At 40.4% G+C, this 26602-nt stretch carries 26 protein-coding genes; 13 read left to right on the top strand and 13 right to left on the bottom strand.

Annotated features, from left to right (window positions below; translation table 11 throughout):
- The first annotated feature begins 33 nt into the window (after window positions 1-33).
- The 8 genes from mdh to ACESMA_RS03130 all read left to right on the top strand — a co-directional run bounded on the left by mdh (window position 34) and on the right by ACESMA_RS03130 (window position 7938).
- The gene (gene mdh / locus ACESMA_RS03095) at window positions 34-969 is read left to right on the top strand and encodes a malate dehydrogenase (RefSeq protein ID WP_372947298.1); all 936 of its coding nucleotides are present in this window, start codon (window positions 34-36) and stop codon (window positions 967-969) included.
- A 182-nt stretch (window positions 970-1151) separates the two neighbouring features.
- Window positions 1152-1583 carry an aspartyl protease family protein gene (locus ACESMA_RS03100; protein WP_372947299.1) on the top strand — a complete coding sequence of 144 codons (432 nt, stop codon included), beginning with the start codon at window positions 1152-1154 and terminating at the stop codon, window positions 1581-1583.
- Window positions 1584-1669: 86 nt separating this feature from the next.
- Complete coding sequence (locus ACESMA_RS03105) at window positions 1670-2065, top strand: hypothetical protein (protein WP_372947300.1); 396 nt, start codon at window positions 1670-1672, stop codon at window positions 2063-2065.
- Window positions 2066-2197: 132 nt separating this feature from the next.
- Window positions 2198-5215, top strand: coding sequence for a protein translocase subunit SecDF (secDF, locus tag ACESMA_RS03110; protein ID WP_372947301.1), 3018 nt, complete (start codon window positions 2198-2200; stop codon window positions 5213-5215).
- A 124-nt stretch (window positions 5216-5339) separates the two neighbouring features.
- Window positions 5340-5711: a twin-arginine translocase TatA/TatE family subunit gene (locus ACESMA_RS03115; RefSeq protein WP_372947302.1), complete on the top strand. Its 372-nt coding sequence runs from the start codon at window positions 5340-5342 to the stop codon at window positions 5709-5711.
- Window positions 5712-5723: 12 nt separating this feature from the next.
- Window positions 5724-6386: an ABC transporter ATP-binding protein gene (locus ACESMA_RS03120; RefSeq protein WP_372947303.1), complete on the top strand. Its 663-nt coding sequence runs from the start codon at window positions 5724-5726 to the stop codon at window positions 6384-6386.
- A gap of 63 nt (window positions 6387-6449) precedes the next feature.
- Window positions 6450-7214, top strand: a complete 765-nt coding sequence (locus tag ACESMA_RS03125) for a TIGR02757 family protein (protein WP_372947304.1) — start codon at window positions 6450-6452, stop codon at window positions 7212-7214.
- 1 nt (window position 7215) lies between these two features.
- Window positions 7216-7938: a tRNA1(Val) (adenine(37)-N6)-methyltransferase gene (locus ACESMA_RS03130; RefSeq protein WP_372947305.1), complete on the top strand. Its 723-nt coding sequence runs from the start codon at window positions 7216-7218 to the stop codon at window positions 7936-7938.
- A gap of 92 nt (window positions 7939-8030) precedes the next feature.
- On the opposite strand, the gene ACESMA_RS03135 is transcribed toward ACESMA_RS03130, so the two are convergent.
- Window positions 8031-8534 carry a flavodoxin domain-containing protein gene (locus tag ACESMA_RS03135; RefSeq protein ID WP_372947306.1) on the bottom strand — a complete coding sequence of 168 codons (504 nt, stop codon included), beginning with the start codon at window positions 8532-8534 and terminating at the stop codon, window positions 8031-8033.
- A gap of 205 nt (window positions 8535-8739) precedes the next feature.
- On the opposite strand from ACESMA_RS03135, the gene ACESMA_RS03140 reads away from it, so the two are divergent.
- Window positions 8740-9420, top strand: coding sequence for a ferredoxin--NADP reductase (locus tag ACESMA_RS03140; protein ID WP_372947307.1), 681 nt, complete (start codon window positions 8740-8742; stop codon window positions 9418-9420).
- 4 nt (window positions 9421-9424) lie between these two features.
- Here the strand turns inward: ACESMA_RS03140 and upp are convergent, their stop codons facing one another.
- The 3 genes from upp to ACESMA_RS03155 form a co-directional block, all read right to left on the bottom strand.
- Complete coding sequence (gene upp, locus ACESMA_RS03145) at window positions 9425-10153, bottom strand: uracil phosphoribosyltransferase (RefSeq protein ID WP_372947308.1); 729 nt, start codon at window positions 10151-10153, stop codon at window positions 9425-9427.
- Between the two features lie 171 nt (window positions 10154-10324).
- On the bottom strand, window positions 10325-10492 hold the full coding sequence (locus ACESMA_RS03150) for a hypothetical protein (protein ID WP_372947309.1): 168 nt from the start codon (window positions 10490-10492) through the stop codon (window positions 10325-10327).
- Window positions 10493-10743: 251 nt separating this feature from the next.
- Window positions 10744-11328 (bottom strand): hypothetical protein, encoded by a 585-nt coding sequence (locus tag ACESMA_RS03155; protein ID WP_372947310.1) that lies wholly within the window; start codon window positions 11326-11328, stop codon window positions 10744-10746.
- Window positions 11329-11655: 327 nt separating this feature from the next.
- Here ACESMA_RS03155 and ACESMA_RS03160 point away from each other — a divergent pair, with 327 nt between their 5' ends.
- Window positions 11656-12357, top strand: a complete 702-nt coding sequence (locus ACESMA_RS03160; protein ID WP_372947311.1) for a 2-phosphosulfolactate phosphatase — start codon at window positions 11656-11658, stop codon at window positions 12355-12357.
- A 13-nt stretch (window positions 12358-12370) separates the two neighbouring features.
- Window positions 12371-13546, top strand: a complete 1176-nt coding sequence (locus tag ACESMA_RS03165; RefSeq protein ID WP_372947312.1) for a MalY/PatB family protein — start codon at window positions 12371-12373, stop codon at window positions 13544-13546.
- A 134-nt stretch (window positions 13547-13680) separates the two neighbouring features.
- On the opposite strand, the gene ACESMA_RS03170 is transcribed toward ACESMA_RS03165, so the two are convergent.
- From ACESMA_RS03170 to ACESMA_RS03195, 6 genes are all read right to left on the bottom strand, one after another.
- The gene (locus tag ACESMA_RS03170) at window positions 13681-14244 is read right to left on the bottom strand and encodes a cupin domain-containing protein (RefSeq protein WP_372947313.1); all 564 of its coding nucleotides are present in this window, start codon (window positions 14242-14244) and stop codon (window positions 13681-13683) included.
- A gap of 272 nt (window positions 14245-14516) precedes the next feature.
- On the bottom strand, window positions 14517-15500 hold the full coding sequence (locus ACESMA_RS03175) for a glycosyltransferase family 9 protein (RefSeq protein WP_372947314.1): 984 nt from the start codon (window positions 15498-15500) through the stop codon (window positions 14517-14519).
- Complete coding sequence (atpC, locus tag ACESMA_RS03180) at window positions 15497-15739, bottom strand: ATP synthase F1 subunit epsilon (RefSeq protein WP_372947315.1); 243 nt, start codon at window positions 15737-15739, stop codon at window positions 15497-15499. Before atpC ends, ACESMA_RS03175 begins: the two co-directional genes overlap by 4 nt.
- Before the next feature lie 17 nt (window positions 15740-15756).
- The gene (gene atpD / locus ACESMA_RS03185; RefSeq protein WP_372947316.1) at window positions 15757-17262 is read right to left on the bottom strand and encodes a F0F1 ATP synthase subunit beta; all 1506 of its coding nucleotides are present in this window, start codon (window positions 17260-17262) and stop codon (window positions 15757-15759) included.
- A gap of 110 nt (window positions 17263-17372) precedes the next feature.
- Window positions 17373-18356: a polyprenyl synthetase family protein gene (locus tag ACESMA_RS03190; protein ID WP_372947317.1), complete on the bottom strand. Its 984-nt coding sequence runs from the start codon at window positions 18354-18356 to the stop codon at window positions 17373-17375.
- 3 nt (window positions 18357-18359) lie between these two features.
- Entirely contained in the window at window positions 18360-20753 is a 2394-nt protein-coding gene (locus ACESMA_RS03195; protein ID WP_372947318.1) for an efflux RND transporter permease subunit, read from the bottom strand.
- A 253-nt stretch (window positions 20754-21006) separates the two neighbouring features.
- Here ACESMA_RS03195 and ACESMA_RS03200 point away from each other — a divergent pair, with 253 nt between their 5' ends.
- Window positions 21007-22494 carry an aldo/keto reductase gene (locus ACESMA_RS03200; protein WP_372947319.1) on the top strand — a complete coding sequence of 496 codons (1488 nt, stop codon included), beginning with the start codon at window positions 21007-21009 and terminating at the stop codon, window positions 22492-22494.
- A 115-nt stretch (window positions 22495-22609) separates the two neighbouring features.
- Complete coding sequence (locus ACESMA_RS03205) at window positions 22610-23275, top strand: inorganic pyrophosphatase (RefSeq protein WP_372947320.1); 666 nt, start codon at window positions 22610-22612, stop codon at window positions 23273-23275.
- A 10-nt stretch (window positions 23276-23285) separates the two neighbouring features.
- Here ACESMA_RS03205 and ACESMA_RS03210 read toward each other — a convergent pair whose 3' ends face one another.
- The 3 genes from ACESMA_RS03210 to ACESMA_RS03220 all read right to left on the bottom strand — a co-directional run bounded on the left by ACESMA_RS03210 (window position 23286) and on the right by ACESMA_RS03220 (window position 26515).
- A complete protein-coding gene (locus tag ACESMA_RS03210) occupies window positions 23286-25028 on the bottom strand; it encodes a M14 family zinc carboxypeptidase (RefSeq protein ID WP_372947321.1) in 1743 nt (580 codons plus the stop codon).
- 32 nt (window positions 25029-25060) lie between these two features.
- Window positions 25061-25564: a dihydrofolate reductase gene (locus ACESMA_RS03215; RefSeq protein WP_372947322.1), complete on the bottom strand. Its 504-nt coding sequence runs from the start codon at window positions 25562-25564 to the stop codon at window positions 25061-25063.
- A 156-nt stretch (window positions 25565-25720) separates the two neighbouring features.
- Window positions 25721-26515, bottom strand: coding sequence for a thymidylate synthase (locus ACESMA_RS03220; RefSeq protein WP_372947323.1), 795 nt, complete (start codon window positions 26513-26515; stop codon window positions 25721-25723).
- Window positions 26516-26602: the final 87 nt, after the last annotated feature.

Below are 26602 nucleotides of genomic sequence, written 5' to 3' on the forward strand. Positions count from 1 at the left end.
TTGTTTTAAATAAGTAATAAACTCATATTCATAATGAAAGTAACAGTAGTTGGAGCCGGAAATGTTGGAGCAACCTGCGCGCAGATTGTTGCCGAAAAAAATATTGTTAAGGAAGTGGTGCTTGTTGATATTAAAGAGGGAATTTCGGAAGGAAAAGCACTCGATTTGTGGCAAACTGCCCCGGTAAATTATTACGATACCCGTTTGATTGGCTCAACCAACGATTATTCAAAAACTGCCGGTTCGGAAGTGGTTGTAATTACTTCAGGCGTTCCGCGTAAACCCGGAATGAGCCGCGACGACCTGATTTCCATCAACGCCGGAATTGTAAAAAGTGTTACTGAAAATGTGGTAAAATATTCGCCAAAAGCAAAAATTATAATCGTTTCCAATCCGCTCGACGTAATGACTTACGCAGCTTACGTTACAGCCAAAAAACCCAAAAACGAAGTGATGGGAATGGCCGGAATTCTGGACACTGCCCGCTACCGTGCATTTTTGGCCGAAGCGCTTGACGTATCGCCACGCGATATTCAGGCATTGCTGATGGGCGGACACGGCGACACCATGGTTCCGCTGCCACGTTATACAACAGTTGCAGGAATCCCGGTTACCGAACTAATTGACGAAGAAACGCTGAATGCCATTGTTGACCGCACCAAAAAAGGTGGTGGCGAGCTGGTGAACCTGATGGGAACTTCGGCATGGTATGCACCGGGTTCGGCAGCAGCGCAAATGGTGGAAGCCATTGTTATGGACCAAAAACGTATTTTCCCCTGCTGTGTTAAACTGGATGGCGAATACGGACTGAAAAACATGTTTGTAGGTTCGCCGGTTAAACTGGGTAAAAACGGTGTGGAACAAATTATTGAAGTGGCCTTGAACGAAGAAGAAAAACAATTGCTGCACGATTCTGCCAATGCGGTTAAAAGTGTGATGGATGTGCTGGATGGCATGAACATTTTATAAGATTTTCAGTAAGGAAAAAATCAAAAATATTATTTATAAACCCAACGGCTGGTTCTGTGGAATCAGCCGTTTTTTGTTTTTCTTTGCTCGATGAAACGAGCCATAAACAAAATACTCATCAAATTATCCCATTGTTTGGCGAGCTACATCGAATACCTATAATAATATACACTGATAATGAGATGAAAATAAAAATTCCATTGCAGCTTGTTGAACTGGAAGACGACAATTTCCACCTTATTGTAAAATCGGTTTTTGAAGATGAAACAACCGGTTTTTGGGTGGTTGACACCGGCGCCTCCAAAACCGTTTTCGATAAAAACCTGGAAAACCAGTATGATTCAGAAGAAGAAAGTTCCGACCAGTTGCACACGGCTGGAATTGGCGAAAAACCCATTGAAACCACACTTGCCCGTCTTAAACCCTTTTCACTTGGAAAACTAAATGTGGAAAACCAGAAAGTAGCATTACTCGATCTTACGCACATTAATAAACTCTATTCAAAAGCCACAAGTTTGCAAATTTGCGGTTTGCTGGGAGGCGATTTTTTGATGATGTTTCAGGCTATCATTGATTACAGAAAAAAAATAATGATTTTGCAAACCAAAAAATGATTCATTTTTACTGAATTCCATTTTTGCAAACCTGAACTATTTAGGTATATTTGCCCCGCAAAATTTGTAACCAGGTGAAATTCAAAATGAAAATATCGAAAAAAGGTCTGATGAAGTTTCTGCTTTTTATAGCCTTAACTGGCATTGCATTTTTTTTCGATGAATATTTTGAAAACCATCCCGGAACACTGGACGAACTCCAAACCCAAAATGAAGAAAGTACCGGCGACCATGGTGCCATTTATCTTTTCACGCAGTCGAACAGCCTGAATGCAAAAACGTCTGCCCAAAAAACTTCTGACCGAAAATTATTCGGCCAGTTGCACAATAAGTTTATTCAAAAATGCCATCAATTGCGTAACCATCAGGTGTTAAAAACGAAACCGGAAGTTTTGAAACAACCGTTGTTTCTATCTTACCACCACCTTATTTTCAGGCACTATTATTTCACGCACCCCGACGACGATCCGCTGATTTCCTAAACATCTTTTTGCCAGATTCTTTTCAAACAGAGAATCTGAAATGGTTAAGAACCAATTCAGCAAAAGAACATTTCAAAAGTATTTCAGAATTAAATATTGAATAATACATAACAATTTTAAAACTAAATTCATATGCAAAACAAAGGTGCAATATTAACATTTGCTATCTTGCTGGCTGCGGTATGTTTATACCAACTTTCATTTACATTTAAAGCCAGGCAAATAGAAAAAAACGCTCAGGAATATGCCCAGGGCAATCCTGATAAGGAGTTTACGTACCTCGATTCCATTTCGGGTGAAACGGTTTACAACTTTCTGGGTTTGAAAAAATTCACTTTCAAAGAAGTTAAAGAGCTGGAACTAAACCTTGGTCTTGACCTGAAAGGCGGAATGAACGTAACCCTCGAGGTTGCTGTTGACGACCTGATTAGGGCATTATCGAATTACAACAACGACGAAACTTTTAACGCTGCTTTACAACGCGCCAGAGAAATGCAGCGTGGAAGTCAGGAGGATTTTGTGTCGCTGTTTGGACAGGCATTTCAGGAAATTGATCCCAATGCACGTTTGGCTTCTATTTTTCTTACGCTTGAACTGCGCGACAAAATTAACATCAACACAACAAATGCAGAAGTTCTGGATGTTATCAGGCAGGAAACCGATGCAGCCATTGACAATGCTTTTAACATTATTCGCACACGTATAGACCGGTTTGGAGTTGCACAACCCAATATTCAGCAACTGCAAACAAAAGGACGCATTTTGGTTGAACTACCCGGTGTGAAAGACCAGAACAGGGTTCGTTCGCTTTTGCAAGGAACTGCAATGCTCGAATTTTGGGAAACATACGAAAACCAGGAAGTTTATCCTTACTTACTTCAAGCCAACGAAAGGCTGAGGGATTTACAATCTGACAACGATACTGCTGAGAATATTGCCACTTCAGAAACTACAGAAGAAGAAACAGATGAAAGCGAAGCAGTTGCTGAAGAAGATACCACCGAAGAAAGTTCGTTGCTTTCAGAACTGGAAACAGGAACAGATACAACCGAAGCTGGCCTGGACAACCTGGAAGATTTCCGGAAAGAATTTCCATTGTTTGCTGTGCTCAATCCAAGTACCGATCAGCAGGGCCAGTTATTTCCCGGTCCGGCTATTGGGATTGCCCAATCAAGAGATACGGCCAAAGTGAACGAATATCTGAACAGAGAACAAATCAGAAGCATTTTCCCAAGAGATATGATGTTTCGCTGGACGGCAAATTCGGTGGACGAAGACGGTAGTTTTTACCGCCTAATTGCTTTGAAAGCTAACACTCGTGACGGACGTGCTCCACTGGATGGAGATGTAATTACCGACGCCCGACAGGATTTCGACCAGATGGGATCAAACCCTGAAGTTTCGATGTCTATGAACAGCGAAGGCGCAAAAACCTGGCAACGGCTTACCAAAGAAAATATTGGTAAATCTATTGCCATTGTGCTTGATGGTTATGTACGCTCTTTCCCAACAGTTCAAAATGAAATTTCGGGCGGACGATCAAGTATTACCGGACTTGAAAGCATTGAAGAAGCAAAAGACCTTGCCAACATTCTGAAATCTGGTAAAATGCCGGCTCCGGCACGTATTATCCAGGAAGAAATTGTTGGACCATCGCTTGGACAGGAAGCCATTAACAGCGGAATGTATTCATTTCTGATTGCCTTTGCCCTGGTGCTTATTTACATGCTTTTCTTCTATAGCCGCAACGCAGGTCTTTCGGCCAACGTGGCACTTATTGCCAACATGTTTTTCATTATTGGTATTCTGGCTTCGCTGGGCGCTACTCTTACACTTCCCGGTATTGCAGGTATTGTTCTTACCATAGGTATGTCGGTTGATGCCAACGTGCTTATTTATGAAAGGGTTCAGGAAGAACTCCGGGCTGGGAAAGGTATTAAGCTGGCTATTTCCGACGGGTATAAAAATGCTTATTCGGCCATTATCGACGGCCAGGTAACCACATTGCTTACGGGTATTGTGTTGTATGTATTTGGTTCGGGCCCGATTAAAGGTTTTGCCACAACACTTATTATTGGTATTGCAACCTCATTGTTTAGTGCAATTTTTATTACCCGCCTTATTTTTGAATGGAAAATGAAGCACAGTAAAAACATTCTGTTCTCATCAAAAATAACAGAAGGCTGGCTGCGTCATACTTCTATCAAATTTTTGGAAAAAAGAAAAATCGCTTACTTCGTTTCAGGAGCGCTTATTCTGCTTTCCATTGGTTCGCTGGCTGTACGTGGGTTGAACTACGGTATTGACTTTAAAGGAGGCCGCACTTATGTAGTTCGCCTCGACCAGGATGTGGAGGTTGCAGATGTTCAGGCAGCACTGGCCATTCCATTTGGCATAGCTCCCGAAGTAAAAACCTTTGGTGCTGATAACCAGATTCGTATTACTACAACCTATAAAATTGAAGACGACAGCGAAAATGTGGACAACGAAGTGGAAGAACTTTTAATGAAAGGCCTTCAGGATGCTGATATGTTGGGGCAAGGAGTTACTCTTGAACAGTTTACCAACGATTACCAGCTTAGTTCTCAAAAAGTAGGTCCTACCATTTCCGATGATATCCGCAAAGATTCAATAATTGCTATCGGTTTTGCCCTGGTTATCATTTTCCTTTATATTCTGATTCGCTTTACCAACTGGCAATTCGGACTTGGCGCTGTGGCAGCATTGGCGCACGATTCCCTCATTGTTTTGGGTATTTTCTCATTGCTCTACAATGTGCTGCCATTTTCACTTGAAATTGACCAGGCATTTATTGCAGCGATTCTTACCGTGCTGGGTTATTCCATTAACGATACCGTGGTAGTTTTCGACCGTATCAGGGAATATCTGAAACTGCACCCGAAACGTAAACGCGAACAGAATGTGGATGAAGCCATTAACGGAACTTTGCGTCGTACTTTCAGCACATCGCTTTCAACATTTGTTGTGTTGCTGGCCATCTTCCTGTTTGGAGGTGCAACCATTCGCGGATTTACATTTGCCTTACTGGTGGGAGTAGTAGTAGGTACATATTCTTCCATATTTGTTGCAACACCAATTGCTTACGAATTCCAGAAAAAAGTGGCAAAAGTGGTTGCAAAACGTAAATAATTATTCTGAAATAACATAATAGTTCAATAGCCTTGCACCTTGCAGGGCTATTGTTTTTTTATTGAAAGTTCATGTTTAAATGATAGAGTCAATTTGTATATTTGTGGGCTAAAATAAAACAAGAATGGGCTATATATTATTCATTAGCGGAGGTGAACTGGTGTTGGTAATGTTGCTGGCATTGCTTTTTTTTGGAGCAAAAGCCATTCCCGACATTGCCAAAACACTGGGCAAAGGAATGCGCGAATTTAAAAAAGCCACCAACGAAATTAAACGAGAATTTGATGAACATACTTCCGACATTAAAAGAGATATTAACGAAGTGAAATCAACTGTTAACCGGGAAACCAACAAAATAAAACATGATTTGGATGAAGTTTCCTCCACGGTTGACAAAGAAACAAACCAAATAAGGAAAGACCTTGAAGACGTTTCGAAACCACTGGAAGAAACCCCGGAACCCAAAAAAGAAATTAAAGACCATCCGGAAGATTAAAACATTCAGAATTTGATAAAAGCCGAAAACATAAAAAAATCTTTCGGAACCCTTCAGGTTTTAAAAGGCATTAACCTCGAAATTCCGTTCGGGAAAATCTATTCCATTGTAGGAGCCAGTGGCGCCGGAAAAACTACACTTCTCCAGATTATCGGAACCCTGAGCAAACCCGATAGCGGAACCATTTATTACAACAATAAAAACATTTCAAAACTTTCTGAAAAAGACCTGGCTTCTTTCCGAAACCGTGAAATTGGATTTGTATTTCAGTTTCATCACCTGCTTCCTGAATTTACAGCCCTGGAAAATGTGTGCATTCCGGCATTCATTGCCAGGCGTTCAAAAACAGAAAGCGAAAAAGAAGCGCTCCGGTTGCTCGATTACCTCGGTTTAAAAGATCGCATCCACCACAAACCGTCTGAACTTTCGGGTGGCGAAAAACAGCGGGTTGCCGTTGCAAGGGCACTTATCAATAAACCATCGGTGGTGCTGGCCGACGAACCTTCTGGAAACCTCGACTCTGCAAACCGCGACGAATTGCATGACCTGCTTTTTCAACTGCGTGACGATTTTGGACAAACCTTTGTAATTGTAACACATGACGACCATTTCGCTGAACGATCTGATAAAATTATACATATTAAAGACGGTATAATTGATGATGTTTTAGCCTGAAAAACCAGAATTCTGCAAAAATGTTTTTACAAAAAATACCTCTCACATTTTTCAAAACTTCAAATGGAACAAACTGAAATTAAGGAATTTCTGGATGAAAAGGTGGAGAAATATAACCGTCCGGCTTTTATTGAAACCGATCCCATTCAGATTCCCAAACAGTTTAGCCAAAAAGAAAATATTGAAATTGCAGCATTTTTAACCGCCACCATTTCGTGGGGAAGCAGGCCTGCAATTATTAAAAATGCTTTTCACCTGATGAATAAAATGGATAACCGTCCATTTGAATTTGTTTTAAATGCTTCAGAACCAGAATTGAATTCACTAAAAAGATTCGTGCACAGAACTTTTAATGGCGACGATTGCATCTATTTTGTCCGCTCGCTTAAAAATATTTACCGAAACCATGGTGGCCTTCAGGAAATTTTCGAAACGGGATTCCGAAAAGAAAACTCAGTAAAATCAGCGCTTTCCTATTTTCACCAGGTATTTTTTGAGCTGCCCGGAGAACGAACACGCAAACATATAGCAAACGTGGAACGCGGCGCTTCCGCCAAAAGGCTGAACATGTTTTTGAGGTGGTTAATACGAAGCGACAATTGCGGGGTAGATTTCGGATTATGGAAAGGGATTCCTGCATCGGAACTAATGCTTCCACTCGATATACACACAGGAAATGTAGCCCGGAAACTTGGAATCCTGAATCGAAAACAGAACGATTGGAAGGCGATAGAAGAAGTTACAGAAACACTTCGTAAATTTGACCGAAACGATCCGGTGAAGTACGATTTTGCACTCTTCGGGCTGGGCATTTTCGAAAAATTTTAACATGGGCAGAAATAACTGGTTTCAGTTTAAACAATTTAAAGTCATTCAGGAACAAACGGCCATGAAAGTAGGTACCGACGGCGTTTTACTGGGTTCCTGGGTTGACGTTTCGGAAGCAGAAACCATTTTGGATATCGGGGCAGGAACCGGTATTATTTCAATTATGCTGGCACAACGTTCGAAAATAAATACCAAAATAACCGGCATTGAAATAGAAAATAACGCGGCAGATGAAGCTTCCCTAAATGCAACAAATTCCCCATGGTCCGAAAAAATAACCATATTGAATAAATCCCTTCAGCAGTTTCAGCAACATTGTACCGAAAAGTTCGATCTCATTGTTTCCAATCCGCCATTCTTTTCCAACAGTCAAAAATCGAAATGTGAATATTTGGCCATGGCAAAACACAATCATCTTTTACCACTCACAGAACTGGTGGAAAAATCGGTAAAACTCATGTCGTCCGTCGGAAAACTAGCAGTTATTTTGCCAGTGAATGAAGCAAAAAAAATAATTCAGTTGGCAAAAAAAGAAGGACTTTATTTGCTCCGGGAAACTGAAGTTCGGCCTAACGGTTTGAAACCACCCCATCGTTATCTTCTTGAATTTGGAAAAAATCCGGGTACTGCGGAAAAAGAAATCCTCCTTATTCACTCCAGCGAATCCAATAGTTATACTGAAAAATACAAATTCCTGACCCGCGACTTTTACCTGAACTTTTAAACTGTATTTTTCCTTTTTAAATTTAATACAGATCAATTCCGGCTTAGATGAAAGTATCCCGAAAACCTGGGATTATTGAATTTTAGCAGCGGTCAGGCCAGGAATAAGAACGGATTGAATATGCGATCCATACGTTTTGAAAAATTATGAACTGCTTCAAAATCAACTTTTGAGGTACTTTGTTTCACATGAGCAACCTTCTTCACAATCATTCGTTCGAGAAAATTCATCCGTCCAAAATCAAAAGCACCTCCAAAATAAGCAGTGGCTTTTGCGCTTAAAAGCAGTTCTTCAGGATAAGCATTTTCCAGTTGTTTTTGCGCGGTTTCGCCTTCTTCCATACAACAAATGAACAAACCAAGCTCTTTTTGCATAAGCCCTGCCAAATTTGAACTGCAAAATTCTTTTACCCTTTTTTGAATTTGCCCTGCATGGATGGAACCTCCAATAATTACACGATCATAATTTTTTAGAATTGGAGCTGAATCATTCCTGAGGTTTACCAGGGTGACATCTCCGCCCAGGTAATCTTTCATCTGTTCCGAAATTTTTTTGGTGCACCCGTGTTGGGTAGCATAAACGATTAAAGTTTTCATGTTTTTTTGTTTTTTGTTTTTCTGGCTTCTACAATTTTTTAATTTCTGAAATTCAGAATTTTGTTGAAAATTATTCAAAATAGACCGAACAATTGTGTTAAAAATCGGTTAATTCTCTAAAATAACCGGCGAAATAGAATACCAAAAAGTCTTTTATTTGACAATTGATACTATTTTTGCCATTCTTTTAAAATTCTTATAAGCAATGACTATAGAAATGAAGCCAGAAGTTCAACTTGATACCAATTATTATAAAGTACAACATATTAAAAATTTAACCGATAGCACTTTTTTACTGCGTTTGCCCAAAAGCCGTTTTAAATTTGAAGCCGGACAACACATCTCCCTTTCCATTGCCGGAGATTATCAGAGTCGCGAATATTCGATTTACAGTGCAGAAGAAGCCGATTTTCTCGATGTTTTGGTAAAAGAAGTTGAAGGCGGATATTTTTCACCCAAACTGAAGCACCTGAAAAAAGGCGACATGGTGGAAGTGCATGGTCCTTTTGGCCGTTTTGCGCTCGATACCAAAAAACTGGAAACACACCAACATATTTTTATTGCCAGCGGAACCGGCATTGCACCGTTTCACAGCATGGTAAAAAGCTATCCGGAACTGGATTACAAAATCATTCACGGAGTTCGCTATGCCAATGAAGCTTACGAAAGAGAAGAATATGAAAATGACCGGTTCTTTTTATGCACATCGCGTGATGATAGTGGCGATTACAAAGGAAGGTTAACCGGGTATTTAAAAGAAGCTCAGTTTGAAAAAAACTCTTGCTTTTACCTTTGCGGCAACAGCGATATGATTTTCGATGCCATGGAAATTTTAAAAGAAAAAGGATTTAGCCGCGACGATGTGAATGTTGAAGTTTACTTTTAAACTTCTATTTCGAATCAATTTTTTCACCATAAGCCAGGTCACCGGCGTCGCCAAGCCCCGGAACAATGTATGATTTTGGGGTCATCCCTTCATCAACGGCACCAAGCCAAAGTGTTACATTATCAGCTTTTATGGTTTTCAGAATATAATCTACTCCCTGCTGACTGGCAATAATTGAAACCAGGTGCACATGGTCCGGCGTTCCCTTGCTGAACAAAGCTTCGTACCCAATTTCCATCGATTTTCCTGATGCAAGCATGGGATCAGATAAAATAACCACTTTGCCATCCAGTGATGGAGATGCCATGTATTCAAATTCTATTTCGAAGCCGCCATTATCAGTATATTTCCGATAGGCAGAAATAAAACAATTTTCAGCCCGGTCGAGGATTTTTAATAACCCGTTGTGCATGGCGAGTCCAGCCCTTAAAATGGTAGCAAGTACCGGTTGCTTTTCCAGCATGGGCACTTGGGCAACGCCCAGAGGTGTAATTACATCTGCTACAGAATATTTCAAATCTTTACTGATTTCATAAGCAAATAGTTCGCCTAAACGATAAAGATTTTCACGAAAACGTAAAGGATCTTTCTGAATGGATATATCTCTTATCTCTGCGAGGTATTGGTTGAATACCGAATGGTTGTTGCCTAAAATTTTTACTTCCATCTTATCATCTTTAAAAACACGCGAATTACCAATGCCCTGAATTAGAACCTGAAAGTGAAAATTCATTGCTAAGGTTGTTCATTTCCAGTTTAAAATTTACGGCAGCAAAAATGCGAAATTTCAGGCAAAAAGTATTTAAAAATTGATTTTGGTTTGAACTGGGGCATAAAAAAAAGACCCCGCAAGTAACAGAGTCCTTCAAATCATATTGTTTTTAATAAATAGTAGTCACCTCAATTAAAGGCTAAAAAGCAAATCGGCACCCCAAAACAGGCCGAAAATAATTGCCACTCCGGCAATTGCACCCGCTGCCAGCGAAAGGATAAGATTAACCGGCAGTTTTTGTTTCACATCCTCAGATCCGGTTGTAATAACAATCTGATTTTGATTTACTTTTGTTTCCATAGTTTTCAATTTTCGTTAAAAAAAGACTAAAATGTCTTCTGCAAATGTATGAAGAAATTTTTAGATGTGTTTTTTAACATGTTTTTTTAACATTTCTATTAATTTACTATTAACGTATAAGTTACGGATATAAACGGTGAAACCTGTTAAAAAATTTCTGAAATTTTCAACCAACTCAGAACTATTTTTCAACAGGTGTTAATAAAAAAGCCCTGCAAATGCAAGGCCTTTCCTTTCTTCCATTAACCAATTTATTTCACCAAATTATAAGTAAATTCGTTGTTATATGAACTTAAAACTACCTTGTAATTTCCATTTTCAAGCTTTGACAAATCGTAACCGGAAGTAATGTTAAAATCTCTTCCCAGTTTTGTTTCATAAACCAGGCCTTCGCTATTGTAGAAATACAATTTCATGCTTTCCTGGTCAAAATTCAGGTACGAAAGCTTTAACTCATTGTTTTTAAAATCGAAGTAAGGTGCAAAATGCACTTTTGATTCTCCAACTTCAATTCCGCTTCCCGATACCTGAAAATCGTTCATCACTTTTGTGTCGTTTACTTTCAGGTTCAGAACGTACTTTCCATCCTCCAAACCTTTAAAGTCGTAAATTTGTTTGAAATCGGTAACTGGCTCGCTGGTTTGTTTGTAATAAACCATGTCGCCATTTTCGGCTTTAATACTCACCTCAAAAATTGCAGGATTTTCGTTGGTAACTGAAACGATTGCCCGCTCTGAATTGATCGGGACAACATTCATTTTTGGTTTTTCAACCGCAGTGGAAATTGTTGCTACTGCTAAAGCTGCTACTGTAAAAGCTAAATTAATTGTTTTCATGTTTTTCAATTTTAATTTTTTAACTGTTTTTAAGTCACATTTTTTAATTGTTTCTGTTTTCCTATGACTTCAAATTTTGTCTTTCGTTTAATTTTGATTGACAGTGCAAACATAGTTTGTTTTTAAAAATATGCTGTAAAACATACGTTAAAAGTTTATCAAATAATTGTGAATTTAATGGAAGATATATTAACTGAATGTAATTTATAATTTAAAATGCTGTGAGTAAATACATTACATTTAATAATATGTTATTATCAATTATCGTGCCTTAATTATTTCAGATATGTTAAGTTAATTTTACTTATTTTCGCAAAAAAGGATAAAATGGACATTCAAATACTCCAATTGATTGACGGAGCAAAAGATGCAACAGGATTAACCGTGATTATAGATGTTTTCAGGGCATTTTCCACCGCTTGCTTTGCCATGGAAAAGGGAGCTGAAAAAATAATTCCCGTAGGAAATATTGAAAAAGCTTATCAAATCAGGGAAAAAAATCCGGAATTTCTGTTAATGGGCGAACGCAACGAAATGAAACCGCACGGATTCGATTTCGGCAATTCACCTTCTCAATTGCTTCATGCAAATTTAACAGGTAAAACAATTGTACACACCACCAGCTCGGGAACGCAAGGCATTGAGGCCGCGGCTCACGCACCTGAAATAATTACAGGCAGCTTTGTAAATGCCCATGCTATTATTCGGTACATAAAAAAACTGAACCCCGAAACTTTATCGTTGGTTTGTATGGGTTATGCCTGTGAATATCCAACCGACGAAGATACACTTTGCGCCGAGTATATCAGAAATGAGTTAAAAGGACTGCCCAACGATTTCAACAAAATGAAAGAAATTATCAGAAAAGGCTCGGGAAAACGTTTTTTTGAAGCTGAAAAACAGGAATGGGCGCCAAAAGAAGATTTTGATCTTTGTCTTGACCTGAATCGTTTTAATTTTGTGCTTAGGGTTGAAAAAAGCAGTGCTTACAATTTTCTGCAAAAAATTGATATGCCCGAAAATCTCTGAAAAAAATCTGAACATGAAAAAATATAATTTTGATGAAGTTATCCCACGCAGTGGAACCAACTGCATAAAGTACGATGCAAAAGAGTGGATGTTTAAAACTGACGATGTTCTGCCGTTGTGGGTGGCCGATACCGATTTTCGTACTCCTGACTTTATTGTGGAGGCCATAAAAAAAAGGGCCGAACACGAAATTTATGGATATACATTTAAACCCGATTCCTATTACAATGCAATAATTGGTTGGATGGAACGCCGCCACAACTGGTCGATAAAAAAAGAGTGGATTTCCTTTAGTCCGGGAGTTGTTGCCGGTCTCACCATTGCTATTGAAACCTTTTCGAAACCCGGTGACAGTGTGATTGTGCAGCCTCCGGTTTATTTCCCGTTTTTCGACAGTGTGAAAGGAACCAAACGCAAATTGATTGAAAATCCGCTGAAAATTGAAAATGGTAGATTTACCTTCGATTTTGACGATTTGAAATCGAAAATTGATAAAAATACCAAGCTACTTTTGTTGTGTAATCCGCAAAACCCGGGTGGAATGGTTTGGACCCGCAGCGAGTTGGAAGAACTTTCGGCAATTTGTCTTAAACACGGTATTACTGTTATTTCCGACGAAATTCATTCCGATTTGATTTTTGAAGGACATACTCATATTCCGTTCTCTACCCTCTCGGAGGAAGCGGCTAAAAATTCGGTGGTTTGTATGGCTCCCAGCAAAACGTTTAATGTGGCAGGTTTGGCTTCTTCGCTGGTAATTATACCAGAAAAAGCAAAGCATGCCAGATATGAAAGGGCTTTAAATGTGGGGCACCTGGGCATGGGAAATATTTTTGGTTCAGTAGCGCTTGAAGCTGCTTATAATCATGGAGATGAATGGCTCGAACAGTTGATGGATTACCTTTGGGAAAATTATCTTTTACTTGAAAAATTCATGAAACAACACTTGCCCAAAGTTAAAGTGATGAAACCCGAGGCCACCTTTTTAATCTGGCTCGATTTCAGTGCCTACGGAATGAATGACGAAGAGCTTATGAAATTCACTGTGGAAAAAGCAAAAGTTGGGCTGAACAACGGCGGACGTTTTGGCACAGGTGGCGACGGATGGTTGCGTTTGAATATTGGCTGCCCCCGAAGTGTGCTGGAAGAGGGACTGGAAAGATTAAAAACAGCTTTCTGTCAGATTTAACTATGGTAACATCAATTTCTAATAAACTTAAATTCATCTAACCGGATAACATTTCTACAAAAAAATTCAGGGTATTACTTACAATAAAAGCATTGCCACAATCTTATGATGTATTTGTATTTTGCACGAATTGTTCAATCAACTATTAAGGGCGGTCCAACCACTTTCATGTCATGGTCGGCAAATACTTGCTCAATTTCTTCTTTTGCTGGCGGCAAAGTCCACTTATCAGTTACTGCAAAAAAATCTTCCATTTTACCTGCCGGTAAATAAGAAACTATCATTCTTCCCTTTTCGGTTAGCTGAACAAATGCATGTTGAATATTTCGCGGAAGAAAGATGATATCTCCGGCTTTCATTTGATATGTGTCGTTGCCAACCTGAAATTTATACTCACCTTCAATCACATAGAACCATTCATCCTGATTCGGATGAATGTGCAGGGGCGGTCCGCCGTTTGGCGTTAAACCTGTCTGTTCAAAAACAGCCAAATCATTTTCAGTGTCTTTTCCTGAAATTTTAATATCTAAGGTATTTAGTGTAACCCCTTTCATTTTATAGTGAACTCCAAATCTGGCTTCTCCAGAATTTACCTTAAATCCTTTGGTGATTCCAAGAGCAGTTTTAGGGAGAATTTTCGCCAAAAGCGTTAAAGGGTAAAATGCGAGGGTTGTTAAAATAAATTTTGTCCGATTCATAAAATAAAGGTTTTTCCATTTTTCCAATAACAAATTTTCGGTTTGTTAAGTTCAGGGTACAATGAAGCTTCATTTTGAAATTCAACACAACCCATTTATCTAATAATCAATAAAATACAACGATATTCCACTTCGAAATTATTGTTAAAGTACTAAAAGGCCCGATCTGGCTGACCAAACAAAATGGATAATTGGACCGGGCTTCACTCCTGCAGTCACAACCTTACGGCATACTGAATCAGAAATGGTTGGGGAAATATATTCTATCAACTCTAAAAATGTTGATTAATCCATTGCACTGCCCGTTCAACATCCTGATCTTCCATGCAGCGAAAATGTTTTTTAGGGCAGGAATGGTAACCAAGTTTGGAACAAGGACGGCATTTTAATCCTTCCACTTCAAGCATTTCCGAAGCCGGATGCGCCTGGTAGGGATACATTCCGAACTGTGGAACCGTATTTCCCCAAAATGAAAGAATTTTCTTTTTAAAGGCAGCGGCGATGTGCATCAGACCCGTGTCGTTGGCTAATACCACGCGGGCATCGCGCACCAGGCTGGCCGATTTGTACAGACTAATTTTCCCCGCCAGATTTAAAACATTTTCACCTGTATAAGCCACAATTCTCTCCCCTTCCTCCGTTTCAAGCTGCCCACCTAAAAGAATCACTGGAAAAGAAATGTTATTACAAATTTCAGCTACTTTTTCAGCCGGTAGTTTTTTAGTTTCCCAGGTTCCTGCAATTACAAACGCAACATACCCGTTTTGATATTTTTCTGGCAAATCTTTAAAATTAAATGCCTCATTTTCAGGAATAAAAAAATCGAGGCCTGCCCCATCGTTTCTTACCTCGAAAACTGATAACGTTTGGAGATACCTGTCAACAATGTGTTTTTGGGGTAATCGGTTAATTTTAAATTTTACCAGCAGAAATTTTTCGATATTAAGTTTTTTGAATGAAAAAGAAGGAACACCAATCCTGCTTTTTATGCGATTACTCCTGAAGTTCTGATGCAAATCAACAATGTAATCGAACTGCTCCTGTTTAAGCTGTTCAATTAACTCCGAAAGGTTTCCTGAAAGGGTGTGTACTTTTTCGATATACGGACTGGAAGAAACCAGCGATTGGTATTTCTTTTTGGTTGCAAAATGGATCTCGGCGCCTTCAACCTGCTTTTTTAAGCAGCGTACTACCGGCGATGTAAGTACGATATCGCCAATGGAGCTCAACCGTATGATCAGGAATTTAATTTTCAAACTGATTCCAGTAAAACAATTACAGTATTGTCCTTATTTTCAACAATTCCCCCGCTTACTTCGAAGGTGTACCGGCGGTCTTTTTCATCAATAACCCTGATAACGCCCTTACTGAGGGTTGAAATAATAGGCGCATGGTTTTTCAGAATTTCAAACAATCCTTTACTACCGGGTAACCTGATTCGTTTTATTTCTCCCTCGTAAATTTTTTTATCGGGTGTGATGATTTCGAGAAACATGATCTTAATTTTTAAAATTACTTGCCGGCCAGCAAACGGTCTCCTTTTTCAATGGCCTCTTCTATAGTTCCCACCAGGTTAAAGGCACTTTCGGGATACTTGTCCACTTCGCCGCTCAAAATCATATTAAATCCTTTTATGGTATCTTCAATAGATACCAGTTTTCCTTCGAGGCCTGTAAACTGCGAAGCCACAAAAAACGGCTGCGAAAGGAATCGTTGGGCACGGCGCGCTCTGTGAACCACCAGTTTATCTTCTTCAGAAAGTTCATCCATTCCCAAAATGGCAATAATATCCTGCAGTTCTTTGTACCGCTGAAGCAGATGAATAACATTTTGTGCACAATTGTAGTGTTCCTCTCCTACAATTTCGGAAGTAAGAATACGGGAAGATGAATCGAGCGGATCAACAGCCGGATAAATTCCCAATTCCACAATTTTACGGCTAAGCACTGTTGTGGCATCAAGATGGGCAAATGTAGTTGCCGGAGCCGGGTCGGTAAGGTCGTCAGCCGGCACATAAACCGCCTGAACTGAGGTAATAGACCCAAATTTGGTTGAAGTGATACGTTCCTGCATAATGCCCATTTCGGTTGCCAGTGTAGGCTGATAACCCACTGCTGACGGCATTCTTCCCAAAAGTGCCGAAACCTCTGAACCGGCTTGCGTAAAACGAAAAACATTGTCAATGAAAAAGAGAATGTCGCGACCTTCTCCTGTTTCCTTTCCACTATCGCGCAAACTTTCGGCAATGGCCAATCCGGAAAGCGCCACCCTGGCACGTGCTCCGGGCGGTTCATTCATTTGCCCGAAAACCATAGCAAGTTTTGATTTCTTTAGTTTCTCCTCATCCACTTTCGAAAGATCCCAACTGCCTTTCTCCATTGACTCGCGGAATTCATCGCCGTAATCCACAATTTTGGCTTCAATCATTTCGCGCAAAAGGTCATTTCCTTCGCGGGTACGTTCGCCAACACCTGCAAAAACAGACAAACCACTGTGTGCCAATGCAATATTATTGATTAATTCCTGAATTAAAACCGTTTTCCCCACACCGGCTCCGCCAAACAATCCAATTTTACCACCCTTGGCATAGGGCTCAATCAAATCGATAACTTTTATGCCCGTATATAACACTTCGGTTTCGGTAATCAAATCTTCGTATCTGGGCGGTTCATTATGAATTTTGAACCCATTTTTGGGGAGTTGTTCCAAACCGTCAACCGAATCGCCCGTAACATTCAGTAACCTACCCAGGGCATTCTCCCCTTTGGGCATAATAATGGGTTTACCGGTCGAAATAACATCCATGCCTCTTTTTAAACCATCGGTTGAGTCCATGGCAATACATCTGATGGTATTTTCGCCAATGTGTTGCTGACATTCAACAACAAGGTTATCTTTCCCTTCCCTTACCACCTCAAGGGCATCGTATATGGTAGGAAGTTCATTTCCTTCTTTCTCAAAGCTAACATCAACCACAGGGCCGATAACCTGAATAATTTTTCCTTTAATTTGGTTCATCTGTTTTATTCATTTGAAGAGCGGCAAAAGATACCGCTTTTTTTTTGCGCCTCAAAGTTATAAAAGGTTTAAATTCATTCAACAGTAAAATGTAAGTACACCATTTTTTATTAGGATTTTCTTCCTAACATATTCCGGCTCAATTCAATAAGGTGTTTCTTGTTTAAATCATTTACCGGAAGCTGATTAAGAATTTCTGCCGCCCGACCAAAATAGTGTTCTATTTTTGTTTTGGTGATTTCTTTTATACCCAACATGTTATAAATTTCTGTTACCGAATCAATTTTTTCTTCAGCATTAAAATCAACAGTATTCAACCATTTTGTTAACGTAATTTTACTGCTTTCAGTTGCTTTTTCGAGTGCAGTTATCAGAAGGTATGTTTTTTTATTGGCTAAAATATCGCCCCCAATTTTTTTACCAAAGTTTTGTTGATCTCCAAATGTATCCAACCAGTCGTCCTGAAGTTGAAAAGCCATTCCAAGGTTAATTCCAAAATCGTAAAGTTGCTGTACCGTTTCATCGGCAGAATTTGCCAGCAACGCGCCGGCCTGCAAACTACAACCTAACAATACGGCAGTTTTTAACCTTATCATTTCCAGATATTCTGCTTCAGTAACATCCAGACGATTTTCAAAATCCATATCGTACTGCTGCCCTTCGCATACTTCGAGTGCAGTTTTGGTAAAAAGGCTGGCCACATCAAACATTCTTTCTGAGCGACATTCGAGTAAATACTGATAGGAAAGAAACGCCATGGCATCTCCTGAAAGAATCGCATTGTTCTCACTGAATTTTAAATGTACGGTTGGTTTGTTTCGGCGTACTTCTGCTTTATCCATAATATCGTCGTGCAGCAAGGTAAAATTGTGAAAAACCTCAACAGCTATTGCGGCAGGTAATGCCTTTTCAATTTCATCGGAAAAAAGGTTAAAAGCCATCAGAAGTAAAACCGGACGCAATCTTTTTCCTCCTACCCCAAGCGAATAATCAATAGGAGCATAAAGTTCGGCAGGTTGTCTGTCATTTAATCCGGCTGACCTGCGGGCAATTTCCTCGTCAATTTTTTTCTGCAACTCTTCAATTGGGAACATAACTTATTCGATTTGATTGTTATCTTTTATTTTCAACTCTTCCAGCTCAATATCTTCCTCTTCATCGTAAATATGAAGCAGGGGCTCCTCAAATGAACGGGTTGTAGTTAACTTGTCGAGGCTGGTGAGCAACGATGGCAGTAAAACCAGATTGGAAGTTACCGCTACAAGCAAAGTTAGAGAAACCAACACCCCCATGGCAACGGTTCCGCCAAATCCGGAAAGTGAAAAAATACCGAAACCAAAAAACAACACCACCGAAGTGTATAACATACTCACTCCGGTTTCTTTTAATGCAAGTACTACCGAACGCCTGATGTCCCAGCCGGTGGCAATCAATTCCTGCCTGTATTTGGCCAGGAAGTGAATGGTATTGTCAACCGAAATTCCAAATGCAATGCTGAATACCAAAATTGTGCTGGCCTTTATTGGAATGCCTGAATACCCCATTATGGCTGCTGTAAAAATGAGCGGGATTATGTTGGGCGTAAGCGACATGATAACCATTCGCCATGAAGAAAACATGATAGCCATAAAAATTGAAATGAGCAAAATGGCCAACCCCAGACTGGCGAAAAGGTTCCTGAGCAAATATTGGGTTCCTTTAAAAGATATTACACTGGAACCGGTTACCGTTACATTAAAATTGTCGGAGGGAAAAATGGAATCAATGTCAGCAATAAATCCGGCATACAATTCCTCCATACGTTTGGTGCCAACATCTTTCATCCTTAAACTTATCCGGGTAACCTGCTTTGCACTGTCGATAAAAGAATGTAACATTCCGGCATTGTTTTCTCCCATACGGGCATATTGCAAAATAAAATTCTGTTCCCGGTTGTTGGGTAAACTGTAATAATTTTCATGCCCGTTATAAAAAGCCTGTTTCGAAAATTTTAACAGGTTCAGTAACGAAAGCGGAGGAGAAAGTTCGGAAAATTCTGCAAGTGTATTTTCCAACTGGTCAATTTTGTTGAAAGTAGCCAGTTGCATTACCCCGCCCGGGCGTTTGGTGTCCACCATAATTTCCAAAGGCATCAGCCCATCAAAATTCGATTCAAAAAATTTCAAATCTTTATACACCGGGTCGTGCTCAGGAATGTCGTCAACCATGTATCCAGAACTTTTCATCAGGGTAATTCCGTAAACTCCTATTCCCAAAATTACAACCGCAACAACATAAACTATTTTCCTGTGGTGTTCAGTAATTAGAACAAGTTTGCGAATGATTCCTGAAACAAATTTGCTGTTCAGGTGATTTACATGTCGGCTCGAAGGTGGTTCAATAAAACTGAATATTATGGGAATAAACAGCAACGACAAAACAAACAAACCCATAATATTTAACGAAGCCACAATTCCAAACTGCCTTAAAATATCGCTTTTTACAATAATGAATGTAGCAAATCCTGCAGCAGTGGTCAGGTTGGTTAAAAATGTAGCATTGCCAATTTTAATAATTACCCGCTGCAATGCTTTTATTTTATTTCCGTGGCGAACGTATTCGTGATGAAACTTGTTCAACATATAAATACTGTTGGGAATGCCAATTACAATTAAAAGTGGCGGAATCATTCCGGAAAGAATGGTAATTTTAAACCCGAACAACGACAGCATTCCCATGGCCCAGACAACGCCGGTTAAAACAATAATTACCGGAAAAAAAACGGCTTTAAACGACCGGAAAAACAAAAACAACACAACAATACAAATGAACAGTGCCAAAACACTGAACATGTAAAGTTCCCTTTTAATTTTAATGGAATTGACAACGCGAATATACGGCAGACCAGAATAATGCAAATCCACCTGTTGCTTGGTTTCGAAATTCCGGGCAATTTTCTGAATGGATTTAACCATCCTTTCCCGGTCTTTCGTATGCATTTTATCTTTGTTCACTGTAATGGCCAACAAATAGGTGTGGTTTTCAGTATTATAAACCAGTTTCCGGTAAAAAGGCAGGCCTCGGAAAATTTCGGCCTGCCGGTCAATTTCCTCCTGTGTGTCAATAGAATCTGGAAAAAGCGGTTCAATTTCAAACTTGCGCTCGGAAGTATTTTTTGCAAGATTATAACTATTTGAAACCGACAATAAATCTTCAACGCCTTCTACACCAGAAAGTTCGGTGCAAAAATTTTTCCAGGCATTAAACCGGTCAATCTGAAAAAAATTTGAATCCTGAATTCCGATGATAATAAGGTTTCCTTCTTCACCAAAAACCTCCACAAATTCCAGGTAGTCTTTAAAAGCCTGATCTTTTTGGGGAAGCATTAAGGCATATTCATAAGACATCTCCACTTTTCGGGCATGGTAACCAAAAAAAAGCGTGATAACTGCCAAAATGCCAAGTAATAGTATCTTATTTCTGAGGATAATGCTCGAAACCTTCAGCCACATAAAATAAACAGATATAAAGAAATTGCGAAAATAACAGAAATATTCGGATAATGAAGGGAATTATTGACCTGCGTTAATGAATGGAAACACATTGTAAAACCGAATGTATCAAATCAAAGCCAGGGGTTCTTCAAATTCCTTTCAGGTTACAACCCTTCACAATAATTTATAAGTTTTGCAAAAAATTAACCTGTAAATCATACAAAATTAAAGTTCACGAATATTTTTGTAACTTTATGGAAAACTTACAATTATGGCAACTAACAACAAATTCAACGTTTCAAGAAGAAATTTTATTAAAGTAACTGCAGCTACTACGGCAGCGGTTTCAACCATGTCGCTGGGAAGCTGCAATGTAGAAAAGGTACCTGCACCCATGAAGCGCAAGTTTGGGAAACACGACTTTATGGTCACCACTTTTGGTTTGGGAGGCCAGGCTTCGCTTCAATGGACAGCCGAAGGTTTGGATCCGGTTCCAATCATTCTGAAAGCATTCGATTTGGGGATCAATTATTTCGATACTTCAAATCTGTATGCCGGCAGTCAGTTGAACTTCAACAAAGCGTTCAAAAAACTGAACCTGATTCCGGGAGAAGAAAGTTACAACGAAGAACTGCGCAATTCCATCTGGCTAACCAGTAAAACAGGCATGCGCTGGGGAAAACCCGGCTGGCCTGAGCGGGAAGGTGTGGTAAACTGGTCAAACGGCGAAAGCGTGCAGTGCGCAGTGGATGACGTAAAACGTTCGCTCACCCAGCTTTTTGGCGATGGCAGCGGCAATTATCCCGAGGGCGCTTACCTCGATATGGTGCTCATTCACACGCTACACAACGAAGCCGAAATTGATGTGCTTTATGAAGGCCTGGAAACTCCTCTCGACCCCACCGGAAATTTCGGAGCCCTGGTTGCACTGCGCGATTTGCGCGATGGAACCAACCTCACCGGCATGAACCCGAAAAATGAAAAGCTAATTAAGCACATTGGCTTTTCGGGGCACAACAATCCGCCAGCCATGATTGACATGATTCAGCGCGACGAATGGGGAATTCTGGAGGGAATGCTCATTGCCATCAACGCCAACGACCGGCTGATGTTCAACATGCAGCACAATGTAATTCCGGTTGCCGAAGCCAAAGGAATGGGTATTATCGGTATGAAAACCTTTGCCGATGCCGCCTTGTACCACAAAGAACCTACCTGGTCGAACAAACCGGAACACGTTTATATGGAAGTGGGAAAACCAGGATTACCAAGCCGTCCGCTTGTTGAATACTCGCTCACCACACCAGGCGTTCACACTTTAATTATTGGTATTGGCCACATCGACGACGACCCGATGAAGTGCCAGTTGGTGCAAAATTTTTATGCCTGCCAGATTGAACCCGACGGACTGACTGCCGACGAACGCGTAAAAATTGAACAGATGGCTGCCGGCGTTAAAAATGGCAAAACCAATTATTTCCAAATGGGAAAAGAGGAATTTATTGCCGGTCCGCGCATGTTGAAAAAAGAAGAAAAAGACGGAAAAAACCTGGTAAAATGGCAAACTGCATATGCCGGTGACGAACCGCTTTCACATTACGAAGTGCTGATTGACGGCCAACTTGCCGGGAAAGTGGAACACTCACCCCAACTTCTGAAAAGCAAACCGTTTGTTTTTGAAACCGAAAAAACCAGTTCTGAATTTTTGGTTGCAGCCGTTGACAAGGCAGGCAACCGGATGGAAACAAAACTTGTTTAACTGAGTTTCAATGAGTCACCAAAAAATCCGTGGGGAATAATTCCTGCGGATTTTTTCTTTTTTTTGAACTATTTACAGTTTCAAAGGTTGAACTACCAAATTAAAAACAAAAAAAATGGCAGACAGACTTTCAGACCCAATTGGCCGTTTGATGGGCCTCCGCTACAAATCACATCCCTGGCACGGTGTTTTTATTGGCAAGAACGCACCCCAGGAGGTGACCGCTTTTATTGAAGTGGTTTCGACCGACACCGTTAAATACGAAATTGACAAAGACAGCGGCTACCTGCGCGTTGACCGTCCGCAAAAGTTTTCCAACGTAATTCCAGCACTTTACGGCTTCATTCCCCAAACATTTTGTGGAGAAAATGTGGGCGAATTTTGCAATATTAAAACAGGCAAAAAGGATATTGAAGGCGATGGAGACCCGATCGATATTTGTGTGCTAACCGAAAAAACACTGGCTCATGGAGATCTGCTGGTAAATGCACGACCCATTGGAGGATTTCGAATGATTGACGGCAATCAGGCCGACGATAAAATTATTGCCGTGCTTATGAACGACACGGTTTACGGGCATTTTAAAAACATTACCGAAGTTCCCAAAATCGTTATCCAGCGTCTCGAACACTATTTCCTCACCTACAAAGATATGCCCGGTGAAGACCGTTATACCGAAATTCCCACGATATATGAAGTGGATGAAGCTTACGAAGTAATAAAACTTGCCATGGAAGATTACAACGTTAAGTTCGACAACCTGGGCAAACTCTTGTCCTGAAAACAAAAAGTCAGTTGAAAATTCTTCCGACCGGGTAACGTTTCCACGATTTCTCGAGCCATTCTGAATTGTTGTAAATCCATGCCAACTGGGCACGATGATTGGTTGCAAGCACCGAATTCTTTTGCCGCGCTTCCAGAAACCGGGCTTTAAAATCCGGATGCTCTTCCAGATATTTCAGGGCATTTTCCTCAAAACCATACGAAGAAAAATATTCGCGCTGATCGAGGATATTATCGAAAAAATTCCAGCGAAAGAATGAATCCACCGCTTTGGGTTCGAACATCTCCAGCAGGTACTTGATTTTCTCCTGCCGAACCGGAATCAACAAATCACCTTTGTAATACTGCATCTTCTGCAACTCGTTTCGGGTAACTACCGAACTATGGTAAAAATGTCCGTTGTAAGGTTGTGGCGGACTGGTAAATTCTTCGATGTAATCCACCGTAACTTCCACCAAAGAATCATTCTGAAGCCGGGAATACTGGATGTTTAGCAAATCGAGCCGTTCAATCACATCCCTGTAATTTTGCGGAAGAATATAAAACTCAGGAACCTCCACCGTTTCAGCAGGAATCCAGGAATCGAGGTATTTAATGGTTGTGGTGTAAGGTTGACTCAAATCGTATCCAAATCGGGGTAACCCGGTAACCTGGCTAATCTGGTCGTCAACAGCCTCGTAACCTTTAAACTCAATCATCTGAAATTTAGTGGAATCCATTTCAAAACCAATCGGGTATTCTGTTAATTCCATGGATTCACGAATGCTTTCGACCCTGATTTTCTGAATTTCACTGCTTTTTTCCGAAGTGTATTCAGCCAGCATCTGAATAAACTGGTAACACGATTTCACCCGGTCGGGATAAGCTTTGTAAATCTCATTTTCTGTCATCATTCCAATGGTGTGAAACATGGAAGCAAAACCCGACGAATAACGCGGACCTTCCAGTGAACGGGCAATTCCGTGTTTCGGGTCATGATAAAAATAATCCACATAGGGAATCAGTTCGTATTTACCCTTTTTCATTTCGCGGTAAAGTGCGGGAATGAAAGTTTGTTCCAGGTACGTTTCCATTTTTTTGGGAAACCTTGCCGATGGCGGCTGAACAAGGGTAATGCTGTACTGGTGGTCGGAGCCGTTGGTGGTGTGGGTATCCAGAAAAACATCGGGATTCCACTCTGTGAAAATTTTGTAAAAACTGCGGGCATTTTCAGAATCTGCCTTGGTAAAATCGCGGTTTAAATCGAGATTGGCATAATTTCCACGGAAGCCGGTTTCGAAAGGCGTCGTTTGTCCTGAGCGGTTGTATGCGCTCCGGTTCAGATGGCCGCCAATGCTGTAAACCGGAATGATAATAATTACTGCATTTTCAAGGATTTCAGCCATTCCATCCTTATTTCTGAGAATATCGTCGGCAAATTGCAGACTGGCATCAATTCCGGCCGGTTCTCCCGGGTGAATTCCATTGTTTATAAGCAACACCGCTTTTCTCTGCTCCCTTATTTTGGCCTCATCAAATTCCGGACTGTTGTTTATCACAAAAAGATGCAGCGGTTTCCCGCAATCGGTAAGGCCTTTTTCCAGCAAAACCGCATTCTCAAAATGCGAGTCCAGCTTTTGGTACATCTCAATTACCTCATCGTAGGTGGGCGTATAATTTTCTTCGTAGCGGAGCTTCAGCAACGGCTGATTCTGTGCAGCAACCAGAATTACTGCCAGCATTAAACAGAAAAATGCAGTGAATTTTAGCATGGTCGATAGAAATTTTTCAGCAAAGAAAAGAATTATTCCAATGATTTCCTGACCAGGTTCAAGTTGGAATAGTGAAAACCGTTTTTTTCATCGTATAAATCTTCACGTGCCACTTCCTTCCATTCCAAAAAATCTATTTCGGGAAAAAACACATCGGCCTCGAAAGGCTGATGAACCAAAGTGAGGTATAATTTTCCAGCCAGTGGATAAAACTGTCGGTAAACCATTCCTCCACCAATCACAAAGGATTCCGTTTCATCTTTAACTTTTTCAATGGCTTCTTCAACAGAAAAAACCACTTCGCACCCCGAAAAAACATCGTCCGGTTTGTCGGTTATAACAATATGCCGGCGGTTGGGCAGCGGCCATTTGGGCAACGATAACAACGTGTTCCGGCCCATAATCAGGCTGTGCCCGGTGGTAATCTGTTTAAACCGTTTCAGGTCGTTGGGTAAATGAAACAGTAAATCGTTGTTTTTGCCAATGGCGAAGTTTTCAGCAATGGCTACAATGATGGAAATGTTTTTATGAATCATAGTTCTTGTAAATTACGATGGTCAATATTCAAAATTCAAATAAACTCCAAATATCAATTCTCTAATAATCAAACTATCATCAAAGTAGTTTGGGATTTGAATTTTGCAAAACTGGAATTTAATTGTCATTTGTATTTTGTTTTTTGGAGCTTCTTCCTACACGGCCACTTCCCCTTTTATATGTGGATGTGCCTGATATCCTTCCAACTCAAAATCATCAAACTTAAAATCGAAAATGCTTTTTACATTTGGATTGATTTTCATGGTTGGCAACGGAAAAGGTTCCCTTGTGAGCTGCAGTTTCACCTGTTCGATGTGGTTGGAATAGATATGTACATCGCCAAAAGTATGCACAAAATCGCCGGGTTTGAGGCCGGTTACCTGAGCCATCATCAACGTCAGCAGTGCGTACGAAGCAATATTGAAAGGTACTCCGAGAAAAACGTCGGCACTGCGCTGGTACAACTGGCACGACAATTTTCCGTCGGCCACGTAAAACTGGAACAAAACGTGGCAGGGCGGCAGGTTCATTTTGTCCAGTTCGCCCACATTCCATGCGCTGACAATATGCCGCCGCGAATCTGTATTGTTTTTGATGGAATCGACCACCTGGCTGATTTGGTCGATGTGCTTGCCGTCGGGGGTAGGCCAAGAGCGCCACTGGTAACCGTAGATGTGACCAAGTTCGCCGTTTTCATCGGCCCATTCGTTCCAGATGCGCACGCCGTTATCCTGCAAATATTTCACGTTGGTATCTCCGGCCAGAAACCACAGCAATTCATGAATAATTGATTTCAGGTGCAGCTTTTTGGTGGTAACCACCGGAAAACCTTCACTCAAATTAAACCGCATCTGGTGCCCGAAAACACTGATTGTACCGGTTCCCGTGCGGTCTGTTTTCTCAACTCCGTTCTCCAAAATGGTTTCCAGTAAATGCAAATATTGTTTCATTTTTACCAACTTTTTTCTTTACAGGCAAAAATAAACAATCATGTTACTTGGTTTTCCTTTCAACAAATATAAATATCCACAATTGTT

The sequence above is a fragment of the Mariniphaga sp. genome, assembly GCF_041687215.1.
In the GTDB taxonomy this organism is placed as follows: Bacteria; Bacteroidota; Bacteroidia; order Bacteroidales; family Prolixibacteraceae; genus Mariniphaga.